Annotated in this window: 9 protein-coding genes and 1 pseudogene; 6 read left to right on the forward strand and 4 right to left on the reverse strand. The window is 71.4% G+C overall.

The window, feature by feature from the left end; genetic code table 11:
- Nucleotides 1-31: 31 nt before the first annotated feature.
- A pseudogene (locus tag ABZ565_RS09730) lies at nucleotides 32-535 on the forward strand (DUF3152 domain-containing protein); the annotation flags it as partial.
- Nucleotides 536-538: 3 nt separating this feature from the next.
- Here ABZ565_RS09730 and ABZ565_RS09735 read toward each other — a convergent pair.
- The 4 genes from ABZ565_RS09735 to ABZ565_RS09750 all read right to left on the reverse strand — a co-directional run bounded on the left by ABZ565_RS09735 (nucleotide 539) and on the right by ABZ565_RS09750 (nucleotide 4,726).
- The gene (locus tag ABZ565_RS09735) at nucleotides 539-1,183 is read right to left on the reverse strand and encodes a hypothetical protein (protein ID WP_361022792.1); all 645 of its coding nucleotides are present in this window, start codon (nucleotides 1,181-1,183) and stop codon (nucleotides 539-541) included.
- 7 nt (nucleotides 1,184-1,190) lie between these two features.
- Complete coding sequence (gene mqnC, locus ABZ565_RS09740) at nucleotides 1,191-2,390, reverse strand: cyclic dehypoxanthinyl futalosine synthase (RefSeq protein WP_361022795.1); 1,200 nt, start codon at nucleotides 2,388-2,390, stop codon at nucleotides 1,191-1,193.
- Nucleotides 2,391-2,461: 71 nt separating this feature from the next.
- Nucleotides 2,462-4,183 (reverse strand): serine/threonine-protein kinase, encoded by a 1,722-nt coding sequence (locus tag ABZ565_RS09745; protein ID WP_361022798.1) that lies wholly within the window; start codon nucleotides 4,181-4,183, stop codon nucleotides 2,462-2,464.
- Between the two features lie 180 nt (nucleotides 4,184-4,363).
- Nucleotides 4,364-4,726, reverse strand: coding sequence for a hypothetical protein (locus ABZ565_RS09750; protein WP_361022801.1), 363 nt, complete (start codon nucleotides 4,724-4,726; stop codon nucleotides 4,364-4,366).
- 315 nt (nucleotides 4,727-5,041) lie between these two features.
- Between ABZ565_RS09750 and ABZ565_RS09755 the strand changes: the two genes are divergently transcribed.
- From ABZ565_RS09755 to ABZ565_RS09775, 5 genes are all read left to right on the forward strand, one after another.
- Entirely contained in the window at nucleotides 5,042-6,913 is a 1,872-nt protein-coding gene (locus tag ABZ565_RS09755; protein ID WP_361022804.1) for a BTAD domain-containing putative transcriptional regulator, read from the forward strand.
- 382 nt (nucleotides 6,914-7,295) lie between these two features.
- Nucleotides 7,296-8,837 (forward strand): hypothetical protein, encoded by a 1,542-nt coding sequence (locus tag ABZ565_RS09760; protein WP_361022807.1) that lies wholly within the window; start codon nucleotides 7,296-7,298, stop codon nucleotides 8,835-8,837.
- Between the two features lie 315 nt (nucleotides 8,838-9,152).
- The gene (locus tag ABZ565_RS09765; RefSeq protein WP_361022810.1) at nucleotides 9,153-10,847 is read left to right on the forward strand and encodes a 2-isopropylmalate synthase; all 1,695 of its coding nucleotides are present in this window, start codon (nucleotides 9,153-9,155) and stop codon (nucleotides 10,845-10,847) included.
- A gap of 65 nt (nucleotides 10,848-10,912) precedes the next feature.
- Complete coding sequence (locus ABZ565_RS09770; RefSeq protein WP_361022813.1) at nucleotides 10,913-12,496, forward strand: amino acid adenylation domain-containing protein; 1,584 nt, start codon at nucleotides 10,913-10,915, stop codon at nucleotides 12,494-12,496.
- Between the two features lie 3 nt (nucleotides 12,497-12,499).
- Entirely contained in the window at nucleotides 12,500-13,828 is a 1,329-nt protein-coding gene (locus tag ABZ565_RS09775) for a cation:proton antiporter (RefSeq protein WP_361022816.1), read from the forward strand.
- Nucleotides 13,829-13,888: the final 60 nt, after the last annotated feature.

Raw genomic sequence — 13,888 nt, forward strand, 5'->3', positions numbered from 1 at the left:
CACCGTGGCCCGCGCCGCCGCCACCGACAGCGGCACGGGGAACGCCTACCGGGTCGAGGTGGAGGACGGCTCCGGGCTCGACGCAAACCGGGCGGCCGCCGTCGTCGCGCGCATCCTGGCCGCGCCCCGGGGCTGGTCGCACCACGGGGAGCACCGGTTCCGCCAGGTGGCGAAGGGCCCGGCGGGGCTGGTCATACGGATCGCCACCCCGGAGACCACCGACCGCGTCTGCGGCGAGAGCGGGCTCGACACGCACGGCGAGGTCAACTGCCGGGTCGGTACGGTCGTGATGGTCAACCTGAAGCGCTGGCAGACGGGTTCGCCCGAGTTCGACGGCCCGCTGGGCGAGTACCGGGCGCTGATCATCAACCATGAGGTCGGCCACTGGCTCGGCCACGGCCACGAGACCTGCCCCGGCAAGGGCCGCCCGGCGCCCGCGATGATGCAGCAGATCGACGGCCTGAAGGGCTGCGTCGCCAACGCCTGGCCGTACGACAGGAACGGGGCGTACCTGGGCGGCCCCCCGGTGCCGTAGCGGTCACCGCCCCCGGTACACCAGCCGCCCGCCCGCGATCGTCGCCACGCAGCTCGCCGCGCCCGCCGCGAGCAGCGCCGCCTCGTCCGGGGCGTCGAAGGCCGCGAGGTCCGCGCGGCCTCCGGTGGCGAGCGGCGCCGCCGTCGCCTCGGCCACCGCGCCCGCCCCGGCCAGCGGGTCGAGCCGGGGGCCGTCGGCGGACGGCGGGGCCGGCGCGAGGACCGTCAGCCCGGACCGCCGGATGGCCGTGAGCAGCGCGGCCGGTGTCCCCGGCGCGGCCGTCACCGCCGTCGTGCCGTGCCGGAGCATCCGGTGCAGCCCGCGCCGCACGCTGCCCGCGCGCCAGGTCTCCTCCGGGCCCAGCGCCCCGAGCGCGGAACCGGTCAGGGGCTCGGTGCCCAGGGCGTCCGCCTCGCGGGGGTCGGGGAAGTACCACTCCTCCAGGAGCCGGACCGCGTCGCGCTGGAGGAGGCCCGGGGTCAGGACGCCCGGCCAGCGCCGGACGCGGGCGGCGGGGTGGGCGGCGGCCAGCTCCTCGTACGGCCCGAACGCCGCGACCGAGGCGTCCCGTACGGCCACCGCGCCGCCGGGCACGGGTGCGCGGCCGCCGCCCGGCAGGAGCAGGGCGGCGGCGTGGATCGTCAGCAAGGCGCGGTCAGTTGGCGCTGAGGAGCTTGAGCTCGGGGTGGGCCGTGCCGCCCTCGATCGCGACGGACGAGATGTGCGAGACCACGCGCTCGTCGACCGGGTCGTTCGCCGGGTCGTCGTGCACGACGAGGTGTTCGTACGTCGTGGAGCGCTGGGCCGGGACCCGGTCCGCCTTGCGGATCAGGTCGATGATCTCCATCCGGTTGGACCGGTGCTTGGCACCGGCCGACGAGACGACGTTCTCCTCCAGCATGATCGAGCCGAGGTCGTCCGCGCCGTAGTGCAGCGACAGCTGGCCGACCTCCTTGCCGGTGGTGAGCCAGGAGCCCTGGATGTGCGCGACGTTGTCCAGGAAGAGCCGGGCGATGGCGATCATCCGCAGGTACTCGAAGAGCGTGGCCTGCGTCTGCCCCTTCAGCTTGTTGTTCTCCGGCTGGTACGTGTACGGGATGAACGCCCGGAAGCCGCCGGTGCGGTCCTGCACGTCCCGGATCATGCGCAGGTGCTCGATGCGCTCGGCGTTCGTCTCGCCCGTACCCATCAGCATGGTCGAGGTGGACTCGACGCCCAGGCCGTGCGCGATCTCCATGATCTCCAGCCAGCGCTCGCCGGACTCCTTGAGCGGCGCGATGGCGGTGCGCGGCCGGGCCGGCAGCAGTTCGGCGCCGGCGCCCGCGAAGGAATCCAGGCCGGCGGCGTGGATGCGGCTGATCGCCTCCTCGGCGGAGACCTTGGAGATACGGGCCATGTGCTCGATCTCGGAGGCGCCGAGCGAGTGGATCACCAGCTGCGGGAACGCCTTCTTGATGGCCGAGAAGTGCTCCTCGTAGTACTCCACGCCATAGTCCGGGTGGTGCCCGCCCTGGAACATGATCTGCGTGCCGCCCAGCTCGACGGTCTCCGCGCAGCGGCGCAGGATGTCGTCCAGGTCCCGGGACCAGCCCTTGGCGGTGTCCTTCGGCGCGGCGTAGAACGCGCAGAACTTGCAGGCCGTGACGCACACGTTGGTGTAGTTGATGTTGCGCTCGATGATGTACGTCGCGATGTGCTCCGTACCGGCGTACCGGCGGCGGCGCACGGCGTCGGCCGCCGCGCCCAGGGCGTGCAGCGGGGCCGACCGGTAGAGGTCGAGCGCCTCCTCCGGAGTGATCCGGCCGCCTTCGGCGGCTCGGTCGAGGATGGGCTGGAGGTCGGCCTTCTCGGTCACCGGGCTGTCACCTTTCGGCGGTTTTTCAACGGTCTACGGACCGGTTCAGCGTACGCCAGGGGGGCCGGCGGTCAGCCGTCGGACCGGGTGAGCGTGCCGTACGGCTGTCCCGCGCCCTCCTCGTCGGAGCGGAAGCGCAGGCTGCCCTCGGAGGTGCGGGTGAAGCGGAGGCCGGCGGGCGCGGTGGTACAGACGCCGGCCGTGCTGGGGCGGTCGCGGTCGGCGTGTTCGCGCAGCCGCAGTTCCTCCGCGGTGGCCGAGGTGAGTGTGCCGACGCTGTGGCACGTGAACTCCACACCGAGCGTGGAGACCGTGGTGGTCAGGCGGACCACGTCCGTGCCCTCGCGGCCCTTGGTGAAGACCGCGGTGAGCGTGCCGTGCGGCAGGCCGGAGCTCTTCTCGGTGAGCGGGCCCTTCCAGGTGCCGACGAACGCGTCGGGCACTTCGGCGCCCCCGCCGGAGGTGGACGAGGCGGACGGGGTGCGTGAGGCGTTCGCCGGGTTCCCGCTGTCGCCGCCCCCGCCCGGCACCAGGTCCAGCAGGAAGGCGCTGCCCACCGTCACCGCGGCCAGCGCCCCGGCCACCGCGAGCGCGAGCGTGCAGCTCACCCGGCGGCGCCCCGCCCCGTCCGCGCCCGCCGACGCGCCGAGGGTCAGGCCCCGCCCGCCGGTCCGCTGCCCGGGCAGCCCGTCGGCTCCGGCGGTCGGGGGGTGCGGCGGGCCGGCCGGCGGGCCGAAGACACCCAGCGCGGCGCCGCCGGGCGCGCCGTACGGCCCGTAGGCCGGATCGCCCGCGCCGTACGGGCCCCCCGCCCCCGGCCCACCGGCGGGCCCGCCCGCCCCCGCCCCGAACGACGGGTTGCTGAACGGCACCGGGCCCGACTGCGCCGGCGCCTCCTGCGGTTCCAGGTCCAGCAGCGCCACCGCCGACCGGCTGACCTCGCGGACCAGCGGTCCGGGCAGCCAGCCCGCCGCGACCGCCGCCGCCGCGCCGCCGGGCAGCAGCCGGCGGGCCAGCTCGTCCGGGGTCGGCCGCCGCTCCGGGTCCTTGGCCAGGCAGGCGGCGACGGTCTCGCGGAGCCCGCCCTCCAGGTCGCCCAGCTCCGGTTCCTCGTGGACGACCTTGTAGAGGAGGACGGCCGAGGAGTCGCCGAGGAAGGGCGCGGAGCCGGTCGCCGCGTACGCCAGGACCGCGCCCAGCGAGAAGACGTCGGCCGCGCCCGAGATGTCGGTGCCCCGGATCTGCTCCGGCGCCATGTAGCCGGGCGAGCCGACGGAGACCCCGGTGGAGGTGAGGGAGGTGGTCGCGTCGATGGCCCGGGCGATGCCGAAGTCGATCAGACGGGGGCCGTCCAGGGCGAGCAGGACGTTGGACGGCTTCACGTCCCGGTGGATCAGGCCCCGCTCGTGCACCGCGGCCAGCGCCTCGCCGAGCCCGGCGCCCAGCACCCGGACCGCGTGCTCGGGCAGCGGGCCGTGCTCGGTGACGGCCGCGGAGAGCGGCGGCCCCGCCACGTAACCGGTGGCGATCCAGGGGATCGGGGCGTCCGGGTCGGCGTCCAGGACGGGCGCGGTCCACTCGGCGCCGATCCGCCGGGCCGCCTCCACCTCGCGCCGGAAGCGGGCGCGGAACTGCTCGTCGAGCGCGAAGTGCGGGTGGACGACCTTGACGGCGACGGTGCGGCCGCCGGCGCTGCGCCCGAGGTACACGCGGCCCATACCCCCGGCGCCGAGTCTGCCGAGCAGCCGGTAGGAGCCGATGCTGCGCGGTTCCCCGGCTTCCAGCGGCTGCATATGACGGACTCCCCCTGTGAACCGGCCGGACCTCCGATCGAAGCCTAACGACTCGGTGCACGGTAGAGAGTGGATCACGTCGTGGCTTGTTCCACGGCTGATCTCCGGATATGGCCGGGAAGGGCGGGGATATGACCGGCCGCCCGCCGTCCGGCACGGTGGAGCGGGCGCGGCGGACGGTCAGGCCGGCGACTGGGCCCTGCGCCAACGGGCCCGGTCCACCACGGGGTTCCGGGGTCGCACGCCCACGGAGCAGGGCACCACCGGTACGTGGCCGCGCGGGGTGGCGCCCTCCGCGGCGGCTCTCCCCTGTCCGGCGAGCAGCAGCAGGCCGAGGGATTCGATGTGCTCCGGGCCGAGAATGACCTCGATGTGGTCGTCGCCCCCGGTCGCGGTCGCTCTGATCCGGATCTGCAGGGACAGATTCCCGTCGGCGTCGGTGGTGGTCGTGATGAAGCCGTCCACCACACCGGGAACCATCGCAACGGCCGCCGGTCCCGTCTCGCGGGATCCGTCCGGATGCCTTCCCAGCTTCTCGGTCACGTGAGTCCTTCCACCGGACAAGTCGGCAAGTGCGTCCAGATCACCGCCCGACCATCACTCGCTCCGTCCTCACGCCATCCTCATTCCGTCCTCACCGGGGTTCAGATCATGTCCGGACCGGCCGTGAACCAGAGGGCCGGCGGCGGGTGCGGCAGAAGGCGGGGAGCGAATGCCGTCCCAAGGCGTGGAAGGCACTTGTCGGTGCCGCGCGGACTGCGGGTAACCTGCCTCAGTCAATTTCACTCGGTTCAGGCAGCCGCCCGCGGGCGGTTTCGAAGGCGGGGGAAAGTGTTGGAATTCCACATTCTAGGCCCATTGGAACTCTATTCCGGCCAGCAGAAACTGCGACTGTCCGGAAGCAAGCGCCAAACCGTCCTCAGCGCTCTCCTCCTGGCCGACGGGCTGCCCGTTTCCCTCAGCAGGCTCGTCGACACGGTGTGGGGACAGGGGGCCCCGCCCACGGCTGCCAAGCAGATCCGGAACGCGACGTCCGACATCCGGCGCATACACCCCGGCATCGGTGCCGCGCTCACCCTGGTCGGGGACGGGTACCAGCTGAAGATCGCCGAGGACCAGGTGGACGCACGGGTCTTCCTCCGCCGAGCCGCCAGGGGGCGGGAGTTCCTGGAGGAAGGGCGCCCGACGGAAGCCCTCGAAGAGTTCCGGACGGCACTCTCCCTGTGGCGCGGCCCCGCACTGGACGGCCTCGAGAAACCCGCCCTGCAGGCACAGACCACCAGGCTCAACGAAGCGCGGCTCGCTGTCCTGGAGGAATGCATGGAACTCGAACTCTCCCAGGGGCAGCACAGTTCCGTGATCGACGAGCTGTCCGTATGGGTGGCCGAACAGCCGTTACGTGAGCGCCTCGTCTCGCAGTTAATGCGCGCGCTCTACCGTTCCGGCGCCCAGGCCCGCGCCCTGAACGTATACGAGCACACACGGCAGATACTCAAGAACGAGCTCGGCATCAGCCCGGGGCCCGAACTCCAGGAGCTCCACCAGCACATTCTGGTCAATGATCTTCCCTCTTCGAGTCACCCTGTGGCGGGAATTCGCCGTAACACCCTTCCGGCCAATACCATCCACTTCACGGGGCGCGTCACCGAGCAACAGGTCCTGATCGACTCCGTCCGGAATCACGCGACGGCCAACCGCCCCCGCGCGGACGTGCCGGCCGTCCTGGCGATCGACGGAATGCCGGGTGTGGGCAAGACCGCTCTCGCCCTGCAGATCGCGCACAAACTCACCCCGCACTACCCGGACGCGCAGGTCTTCCTCGACATGTGTCCCAGCGCGGGGGGTGACGCACCGCTCGACGCGCACACGGCCCTCGGCGCGCTCCTCTCCGGCCTCGGTGTGCCGCCGAGCGGCATTCCGGCGGACCTGGAGGCACGCTCCGCCGCCTGGCGCCGGCTGCTCGCCGACCGCAGGCTCCTGATCGTGCTGGACAACGTCCTGGACACCAACCAGATCCTTGCCCAGCTGCCCAGCTCGCCCGGCAGCCTCGTCCTGGTGACCAGCAGGTCGAGGCTCACCAACCTCATGCCCACCGGCCAGCTCACCCTGCAGGAACTGCCGGTGAGCGACGGACGGGAGCTGTTCAGCAGGATCGTCGGTGACCGGCGGCTGCTCCTCGAACAGGCAGCGGTGGACAGCGTCCTGGAGATGTGCGGCCGTCTCCCCCTGGCCATCCGGCTCGCCGCCACCAAGCTCCGCCACCGGCCCTCGTGGTCCGTCTCCTACCTCGCCTCCCGCCTCGCCATCAGCAGCGAGCGGCTCGTCAGGCTCACGGCGGAGGACGACGGCCTGACGGAGGCGTTCCGGCAGTCCTACGTCAGGCTGTCCCACGATCAGCAGCGCGTCTTCCGGATACTCGCCCACATCCCCGGTGACGCCGTAGACACCCGGACGGTGGCGGCGCTCGCGCGAATCCCGCTGGCGGAGAGCGACCGTCTCCTCGAATCGCTCGTCGACGCGCATCTGCTGGACTCGAACGCACCGGGGCGCTATCGCATGCACCCCCTGCTCCACGCCTACGCGGGACTGCTGGCGGGCGGCGTGGAACGGTCCCGTCTCGTCCCGTCCTCCTCCCTCCGCTCCTCCACGGCACTCGCCGGACGATTCCCCCAGGGCAACGCCCCCGAATCCGCAGGCCCGCGGCCCACGACCGCCCTCAGCACCCCGTAGTCACGACGGGCAGCACCACCCCGATTCACCGAGCAGTCGCAGCACAGCACACAGCCCCCGTGCGAAGAACCACCCGGCGCACACAATGCGCCCTCCCGGGATGCCGGCCCGTCGCCACACCGACCGCCCCGTCATCCCGCGAACGGCTTCCGGACCGGAACGCGTGTACGGCAGGCGAAAACGTCGCCGCCGATTTCTTCCGGCCCCGCGCCAAGGGCCGTTGAGGCCGTTCATCCATTGGACAGGAACACCTTCGGGCAGATCTTGCCGCTACCATGACCCGGCCGTCCGGCGCCCGCATTGCGCACCGCGCTGCGCGCTCCGGTATGCCATCCCCTTTTCGCACTCTCGCCGCACAACCGAACGCGTACTGGAGGAATGAGTGAGGAAAACGTTAGTCCTGGTCCTTCACGATCCGGACAGCCCGGAAGCGAATCTGCGCTGCGACGCCCTGGGTTCATTCATCCACCGGCTGAGCACGATGAAGAGCGAGAGCTCGACCCTCGTCTCCGGCTCCACCGGCACGGCCGAGGCCCTGGTCCGTCTCGCCGGCGCCGCCACGGTCGTCGGCCGTGACGACGAGGTGCACTACGTGCCCACGCGGGCCGCCCGCGAACGGGTGGCGGGGGACCAGGACGGCGCCTGGCCGCAGGCTCTGGCGTCCCGTCACCGCAAGCGGGTCCGTACGTCGGCCGGCACGATCTTCCACTTCCCGATGGAGTCCGACGCGGCCGACGGCTCCTCCGCTCCCACCGGCCTGACGGCCTTCGTGACCGACTGGACCGGCCTCCCCAGCTCCTGCGCCGTCGCGGTCCACCCCGGCCACCCGGCGAGCACCGGTCTCGGCCCGGACGAGGACGCCGCGTTCACCGGCCGCTTCTGCCGCCATCCCCTCACCGGTGACCTGCTTCCCATCTGGGTCGCCGACTGGGTGAAACCGGAGTTCGGCACGGGGGCCGTGCTGATCAATCCCGGCCACAACGCACCTGACCTGGAATTCAGCCGCAAGGTCGGCCTTCCTGTCCGTTTCTCGCTCGCCCCCAAGGGTTATGACGGCGCGCCTTCGCAGTACATCAATCCGCCGTTCATCAAATCAGGTCACGCATTCCGTACCGGCAATGCGACGGAAGGCCTTCCGTTCGACGAGGCCAAGGCCGTGTACTTCGCCACGGTGGCCGAACGCGGACTGGTCGAGGAGTACACCGATTCCGGAATGGGCACGTTCCGGGTCGCCTCGATGGCGCCCTCCGGCGTCGAGGTGTCCTGGGACGCCAGGCGCCGTACCGTCTCGCCCACCGGACACACGGCCCACGACGGGGCCTCCGCCGAGACCGTGACGGTGGAGCCCTCGCCCGTCCTGCACGCTCTGGCCGAGCACGTGCGTTCCGCCGAGCTCACCGTCGTCGCCCCGTCCACCCGGGTCGAGGACGAACTCCTCGCGCTGCGCCTGCTGCTGGCGGAGCCCGGCGTCGAGCCGGCCGTGAAGAACGCCCCCGATGTCGTCGTGGTCAGCAACGCCCAGCGGGCCAAGGGCGCCGACGGTGACGTACCCGACGACGTGCTGCGGCTCGCGCTCCTCGTCAGCGCCGGACCGCTGGACAACCTGTCCGTCAAGCCCCAGCACCTCGATCCCGCACAGCGCTTCCTGACGGTCCACGAGACCCTCCGCGACCGCGAGACGGTACCGGGGCAGGAGCCGTCCGCCGAGGTCGTCAAGGTCGCGGCCCAGGTCAAGGGCCTGCTCATGCGCCAGGAACTCAAGCAGGCGTTCACCCAGCTGTACCGCCTGCAGAAGACCCTGGCGAAGAGCGAGTCCCTGGGCGAACAGGACCTGCGGCACTACTGCGCCCTGGCCCACGTCGTCGCGGGTGTGGCCACGCCGTACGGCCAGGAGGCACTCGTCACCGCCTGGGAGAAGATCTGACCGCTCGCTGATCCCGTCCCGCGCCGACTGCCGCTGCGGGGACACGGTTCGTCCGTGGCCCCGAGGCGGCAGTCGGCGTTTCACGTCCTCCGCGTCGCGCCCGTTCCTCCCCCACCCGGTAAGGATGCTTTGAGGATGAGGTGAGGACGAGGGGAGTGATGGTCGTGGCGTCGGTTCCGGGCTGGGGCGTGAGAGTGAGGCGAGTCGGACGTGTCGGAGTTCGCGAGCGTGTCGGGTGCAGAACGTGGGATACGGATGCCCTCAGGAGGATTCCGGCCGGGGCAGCCGTCGTGGAACACACAGCAGGTCTCGGCGATGCCGGCGCACAGGTACGAGCGGGTCCTGGACCGGGTTCCCGGAGGGCTCGCGGACCGGCAGTGGCCGTCCGGAGCGATTCACCACGCCCCGCTGTGGGCGTCGGTGGACATGCGCGACGGCAACCAGGCACTCGCCACTCCGATGGACTCCGCGCGCAAGGGCCGGATGTTCGATCTGCTCGTCGGACTGGGGTTCAAGGAGATCGAGGTCGGTTACCCGGCGGCCAGTGAGGCGGAGTTCTCCTTCGTACAGGACCTGATCCGCCAGGACCGGGTGCCCGACGACGTGACGATCGTGGTGTTCACGCCCGCCCGCCCCGAGCTCATCGAGCGGACCTTCCAGGCGGTGCGGGGAGCGCGCCGGGCCGTGGTGCACCTGTGCCTGGCCACCGCGTGCCTGTGGCGGGACGTCGTGTTCCACATGTCCGCCGACGAGCTGTCCGCGTACACCCGGAGCGCCGCCGAGCAGGTCGCACGGCTGGCGGACGGCATGCACGGCTCGCAGCTGCGCTACGAGTTCTCGCCGGAGACCTTCAATGTCACCGAGCCGGAGTACGCCCTGGAGGTCTCCAACATGGTGATCCGGACGTGGGACGCCTCGCCGGACCGCCCCGTGACCCTGAACCTTCCCACGACGGTGGAGACCGACACCCCGAACGTCTTCGCCGACCAGGTCGAGTGGATGCACCGCAACGTGGACCGCCGCGGATCGGTGATTCTGTCCGTGCATCCGCACAACGACCGCGGCACCGCGGTCGCCTCCACCGAGCTGGCCCTGATGGCCGGGGCGGACCGGGTCGAGGGCACTCTGTTCGGGAACGGCGAACGCACCGGCAACGTCTGCCTGGCCACCCTCGCGCTCAACCTGTTCAGCCACGGTGTCGACCCCCAGCTGGACTTCTCCGACATCGACGCGGTCCGCCGCACGGTCGAGGAGTGCAACCGGATGCCGGTCCCGCCCCGCCACCCCTATGCCGGGGACCTCGTCTACACCGCTTTCTCCGGCACCCACCAGGACGCGATCGGCAAGGGGCTGGCCCAGCTCGACGAGCAGGCCCGGACCGCCGGGACCGGACCGACGGCACAGCCGTGGCAGGTGCCGTACCTTCCCATCGACCCCAAGGATGTCGGCCGCACCTACGAGTCGGTGGTGCGCGTCAACTCCCAGTCCGGCAAGGGGGGCATCGCCCAGGTGCTCAAGGAGCACCACGGCCTCGACCTGCCGCGTCCGCTGCGGATCGAATTCGCCCGCACCGTGCAGACCATCGCCGACCGGACCGGTGTCGAACTCACCTCGCGCGACCTCTGGGAGGCGTTCACCGAGCACTACCTCGAACCGGCCCCCTGGCTGCTGCTGAAGGAACTGCACGAGGACCGTTCCGCGTCCGGCGACGCCGTTGTCCGGCTCGTCCTCGTCGACGGCGACGGCCGTGAACTCCAGCTGTCGGGATCGGGCCGGGACACCGCCCACGCCACCGCCGCCGCCCTCGGCACGGCCGGGCACGCCGTCACCCTCCACGACCACAGCGCCCACCCGCTCCCCGACGGGCAGGCTCCCCGCACGGCCGCCTACGCCCGCCTCACCCACGAGGGCGACGAGGCGCACGGTGCCGCCATCCACCAGAGCCCGGCGACGGCGACCGCCACCGCCATCCTCAACGCGATCAACCGCACCCGCACCCGCACGGCCTGACCGCCGTCCCGCGCCACCGCGCATCCCACCGTCGCCCGCACCCAACAGAAGAGGGAAACGCTGCCATGGCCCTGACCGGCAAGCGAGTCGGCCTGCCCGACGAGCGCATCGCGCACCGCGTCTTCGAGGACCACGCCCGACGGCACCCGGAACGACTCGCGCTCACGTGCGGGAGCAAGACCCTTGACTACGGCTCCCTCAACGCCCGTGCCAACCAGTTCGCCCACCATCTGATGGCGCTCGGTGTCACCCGCGGCTCCGTGGTGGGGGTGTGCGTCGACCGCTCGCCCGAGCTCCTCGTCGCCCTCCTCGGCGTCCTCAAGGCGGGCGCGACCTACGTTCCGCTGGACCCGTCCTATCCGCAGGACCGGCTGCGGCTCATGATCTCCCAGCTGCCGCAGATGGAACTGGTGGCCGCCTCGGACGACACCGTGCGCCTGGTGGCGGAGGCCCACGACGGCGTCATCGACGTGGCCGGCATCGCGGAACGGCTGGACGAGTACTCCACGGCCGATCCGGCCGTGGAGATCGCGTCCGACGACCTCTGCTACCTCGTCTTCACCTCCGGCTCCACCGGCACGCCCAAGGCGACGGCGGTACGCCACGAGGGCTGGTTCAACCTGCTCAACTGGCTGCGGACGGAGTACGGTCTCGACCACCGTTCCAGCAACCTGATGGTCAGCGCCTTCGGCTTCGACATCAGCCAGCGCAGCCTCATGACACCCCTGTTCACCGGAGCCCCGCTGCATCTGCTGCCGAGCCGCAGCTTCGACGTGGGCATGGCCTACCGGCTCATCGGCGAGCTCGGGGTGCGCACGCTGCACTGTGCCCCGAGCACCTTGTATCTGCTGGTCGAGCGGGAGTCGGACACCTCCGACGCCCTCACCCGGGTGAACTACGTCTTCATCGGTGGTGAGCCCATGTCCGCGGCGAGGGTCGCGGACTGGGCCGCCCGTGAAGGCAACGGCTGCGTCCTCCTGCACCAGTACGGGGTCGCCGAGTGCACCGACGTCGCCTCCTCGCACCGCATGACGGACTACGCCGCCTACGCGGACGGCCCCATGCCCGCCGGGCAGCCGGTGTACAACACGGAGATCCGGATCCTGGCCGAAGACCTCACCGAGGTCCCGGACGGGGAGGTGGGCGAGATATGCATCTCCGGCATCAGCGTCGGCGCCGGCTACCTGAACGCCGGTCCGGCGCATCAGGAGAGGTTCGTGACCGTCGTCCACGGTGATGCGAAGGTGCCGACGTACCGTACGGGCGACCAGGGCTTCGTCACCCCCGAGGGGGAGCTCGTCGTCGTCGGCCGGGTGGACCATCAGGTCAAGATCCGCGGGATGCGTATCGATCTCGGCGATGTCGAGCACGCCGTACGACGCCACAAGGACGTCCGCGATGTCGTCGTGGTGCCCGTGCGCAATGACGACGGCACGGACGACAGCCGGCTCGTCGCCCTCGTCGTCCCGGCCGCCGGGCCCATCGACCCACGGGCGCTGCGCGGCGACCTGCTCCGCGCACTGCCCCGGAACATGGTGCCCCAGGAGATCACCGAGGTCGCCGGCTTCCCGCTGAATCCCAATGGGAAGATCGACCGCAAGGCGCTGGCGGCCGGCCTGCGGAATCCGGCTCCCTCAGGGGCGGCGTGAGCGATGCCTCACCAGGTTCTCTCCGCCCAGTCCACGCAATCGGTCACCGGCACCGTGCTGGGCGCGATCGCCCTCATCCTGGCCGCGGCGTACGTGTTCGCCCGGCTCGCCCGGTGGGTGCGGCAACCGCTCGTCGTCGGTGAGATCATCGCCGGTATCGCCCTGGGGCCGAGTGTCCTCGGGCTCCTCCCCGGTGATCCGGTCGGCCTGTTCTTCCCCCACGAGATCCAGCCGTACCTCCAGGTGCTGGCCCAACTCGGCCTCATCCTCTTCATGTTCGGGATCGGCTACCAATTCGACAGCTCCCACATGAGGGGCCACGGCCGCCTGGTGACGAGCGTGTCGGTGACCTCCGTCGCGCTGCCGTTCGCCCTGGGCGCGGGACTCACCGTCGTGATGTTCCCCTGGTTCGACACCGAGGAGATGAAGTCGGACGGCCTGCTGGTGCCGGCTCTCTTCCTCGGCGCCGCGATGTCCATCACCGCGTTCCCCGTCCTCGCGCGCATCATCAGCGAACGAGGTCTGCACAAGCACCCCATCGGGGGCCTGGCCACCGCCTGCGCGGCCATTCAGGACTTCCTCGCCTGGACGATCCTCGCGGTCGTCGTCGCCGTCGCCAACAGCAGCGGATTCGCCTCCGTGATCCGCATGGTGGTCCTCTTCGCCGCTCTGCTGCTCGCGCTCGTGTACGTCGTACGGCCCGCGATCGTCCGGCTGTTCACCCTTCGCCGGACCCGGGTGGGCAGCGCCGCCATCCAGACCGTGCTGGTCGTCGGTCTGCTCCTGAGCGCCTGGGCCACGGAGAGCATGGGCCTGCACGCGGTGTTCGGAGCGTTCGCCTTCGGTGCCACCGTTCCCCGCCGGGAGATCGAGGCGGCGGCCCCCGAGGTACCGGAACGCATCGAGCAGACCAGCCTCTTCCTGCTCCCGGTGTTCTTCGTCGTCACCGGGCTCTCGGTGGACATCGGCGGGCTCGGCGGGCAGGGGGTGCTCATGCTGCTCGCCGTTCTCGTGGTGGCCTGCACCGGCAAGTTCGCCGGCGCCGCGGGGGCGGCCCGGCTGACCGGGGCGACGGGCCGGGACGCGGCGGCCCTCGGCATTCTGCTGAACGCCCGCGGACTCACCGAGCTGGTCATCCTCGATGTCGGGCTGACACTCGGCGCGTTGGACAGCAGGACGTTCACCGTCATGGTGGTGATGGCCGTGGCCACGACCGTGATGACCGGACCGCTGCTGCACCGCTTCCGACTGCCCGCCCTGCCGGAGCGGCCGGTCACCGGCCCGGGCCGCTCCGGGCGGGCGCTGGTTACTGCCCGCGACGATCCCGCCTGACGCCGGACCGCCGGGCGGGTGAACGGCGCGTCCACCCCATGACGGTGCGCCCCGCGCGGC

Source organism: Streptomyces sp. NPDC016469, assembly GCF_040632905.1.
Taxonomy (GTDB): domain Bacteria; phylum Actinomycetota; class Actinomycetes; order Streptomycetales; family Streptomycetaceae; genus Streptomyces.